The 2,641-nt window shown below is 70.5% G+C and carries 3 protein-coding genes; all 3 read right to left on the bottom strand.

The features are described from left to right. The coding region (locus tag VNJ47_00420; GenBank protein HXG27297.1) for a hypothetical protein at positions 1–1,071 on the bottom strand (1,071 nt) is incomplete at its 3' end. Between the two features lie 8 nt (positions 1,072–1,079). Next, on the bottom strand, positions 1,080–2,264 hold the full coding sequence (locus VNJ47_00415; GenBank protein HXG27296.1) for a type II and III secretion system protein family protein: 1,185 nt from the start codon (positions 2,262–2,264) through the stop codon (positions 1,080–1,082). Positions 2,265–2,431: 167 nt separating this feature from the next. Beyond that, the coding region (locus VNJ47_00410; GenBank protein HXG27295.1) for a hypothetical protein at positions 2,432–2,641 on the bottom strand (210 nt) is incomplete at its 5' end.

Genomic DNA, 2,641 nt, shown 5'->3' with positions numbered 1-2,641 from the left:
GGCGTAGTCGTCGCGCGGTGCGAAGCTGTACAGCGACTCGCCGGCGTTCATGGCCTGCAGGCGCACCAGCTCATCGCCGCCCAGCGTCGCCTGCAGCGGCAGCTGCAGCAGTGCGGCCAGCTTGTCCGGCTCGAGCCCGAGCTTGCGATGGTAGCGCTCGACCACCAGTCCGGCGTGGTCCAGCGTGCAGCCGGCCTGGCGCAGCTCGCGCAACAGCGATTGCAGGTAACGGCTGTTGAGGATGCTCTGATCGCTCAGCAGCAGGCTGTGCCCGGCGCGTTCCACCACCGCCCGCAGGCCCGCCAGCCCCAGGCTCGCGTCCACGGCCAAGACGGTCAGGCTGAACAGCCCGCGCAGTACGTCCAGCAGCGCGGCCAGGTCCTCGGCCGGCACTTCGGCGACGCCGAGCTGCGTCTCCGGCAGGCTCAGCACGTACAGCCCGCTGCCGTGACGGCCGAAGGCGGTGTCCACCAGCGTCTGGTCGCAGCGGTAGGCATCCTGGATGGCGTTGAGCGCGCTGTAGTCCTGGTGGATGTTGAGGAGTACCGACACCGCGCCCGCCGGCTGTGCCAGGTCGAGCAGCAGCACCGGCTCCTTGCGCGCGAAATGCTCGGCGGCGGCCAGCGCCAGGTGCTCGGCCAGAAAGGCGGTGCCGGCTTGCGCATGGCCCGAGACCACGGCGACGACCTGGCCGCGGCCGGCGCCGCGCTGGGCGCCACGCCGCAGCACCCGCTCCATCTGCGTGACCGCGCTGGCGTCATCGCGTCCGGGCACGAGAAAGTCGCGCGCGCCGGCACGCATGGCGGCGAGCATCGCATCCGGCTGGCCGCTGCCGAGGGCGATGACCGGCAGCTCCGGCAGCCGCTCGCCCAGCCGCTCGATCAGGCGCGCGTGCTCGTGCAGTTCGGGCCCATCCATCTGCACCAGCAGCAGCGCGGCGGCGGCCAGCGCCGGCGGCTGCTGCGCGGCCTCGGTGGCCGACAGCGGCGTCAGCTCCAGCCAGTCGCCGGCCCGGGCCCGCAGCCAGTCGCTGTAGGTCGGACTGGCGATCACCACGGCCGGGGTTTTCATCGCCCGCTTCAGCGGCTGAAGCCGGTGGCAGCCGGGTCGAAGTCGCCCTGCTCGAGGAAGATCAGCCGGCTGTTGCTGGGGTTGTAGTTCTGGTAGGCCGCGCCCGGCAGGGCGGGCAGCGGCGCACCCTTGCGGATCGGCTTGACCAGGTGCGGGGTCACCAGCATGACCAGCTCCTTGTCTTCGCGATCGAACTGGTTGGAGCGGAAGAAGGCGCCGATGATGGGCAGCGAGCCGAGGTACGGCAGCTTGTCCACGTTGGCCAGCGTGTTCTGACTCACCAGGCCGCTGATGAAGAAGCTTTCGCCGTCGCCGAGCTCGACCGTGGTCTCGGTACGGCGCACGGTCAGCGCCGGCACCTCGACGCCACCGCTGCGCACGCCGGCGGTGAAATTGAGCTCGCTGACCTCGGGCGCCACGCGCAGCACGATGCGGTCGTTGGCCAGCACCGTCGGTGTCAGGTTGAGGCGCACGCCGAATTCCTTGAACTCGATGGTGATGGCGCCGGTGCTACCGGCGCCGCCGCCGCTGGTGCCCTGCTGCACCGGCACCGGGAACTCGCCGCCGGCCAGGAAGCTGGCGGTCTGGCCGCTCATCGCCACCAGCGTCGGCTCGGCCAGCACCCGCACCATGCCGCGCTGCTCGAGCAGGCTGAAGATGCCGGCGGCGCCGCGGCTGGCGTCGCCGAACACCAGGTTGAAGGCGTTGCCGAGCGGGATCTGGCCGGTCACCGCGCCGGTGTTGGTGTTGATACTGCCCGAGGCGCCAGGCCGGTTGACGGTCACGGTGGTGTGGGTGCCACCCAGGGCGTAATTGAATCCGAACTGGCGCAGCGTGCTGCGCGACAGCTCGGCCACTTTGATGTCGGTCTGCACCTGGGTGTTGACGCTGCCCGGGCGGGTCACCAGCGCCGGATCGTTGCCGCTGCCGACCACGACAGCGTACTCCTTGGGTGCCTTCACGCCGCTGGGCCAGACCAGCAGTGTGGTGCGGCCGGGCTTCTTGCCGGTCAGCAGCACGTCGCGCCCCCGGATCACGTTGACGTCGGCCACCTCGGGATTGCCCACCGCGACGCGGCTCACCGACTTGTCCTGCGGGACCAGCCGCTGCGAGCCGGCCTCGAGCTGCAGCGTTTCGGCGGCGCTGGCGGTGACGGCAAAGGCCAGCAACAGCGGCAACAGCAGCCACTTCAATCGCTCCGGATTGATTCCGTCACCCCGGCGGCTTTCAAAGCTTGCCCCGGCGAAAGCCGGGGGCGGGTCCAGAGCCTTTGAAGTCGCTGGATTCCGGCCTGCGCCGGAATGACGACCCGAGTCGGTTTCCATGGTCATGACGGCCATCCTCTTCTGTTCGTTATGCCTCAACGGCTCACGCGCTGCACTTCATTGCCGCGGTAGATGATCACCGGCGGTGCCTCCGGCGCTGGCGTGCCGCTGGCCTGCTGGCGTTTCTTGATCGCGGACAGCTCGCGCAGTGTCACCACCTTGTCCTGCTGCGCGGGGTCGCTCGGCGCCGCGGCGGCCACCCCGGGCGCTGCACCCTCGGCCGGCGCTTCCGCGCCCGGTGCCGG

This window comes from Nevskiales bacterium (assembly GCA_035574475.1).
Classification (GTDB): domain Bacteria; phylum Pseudomonadota; class Gammaproteobacteria; order Nevskiales; family DATLYR01; genus DATLYR01.
This window is presented reverse-complemented; position numbering and strand designations above follow the sequence as displayed.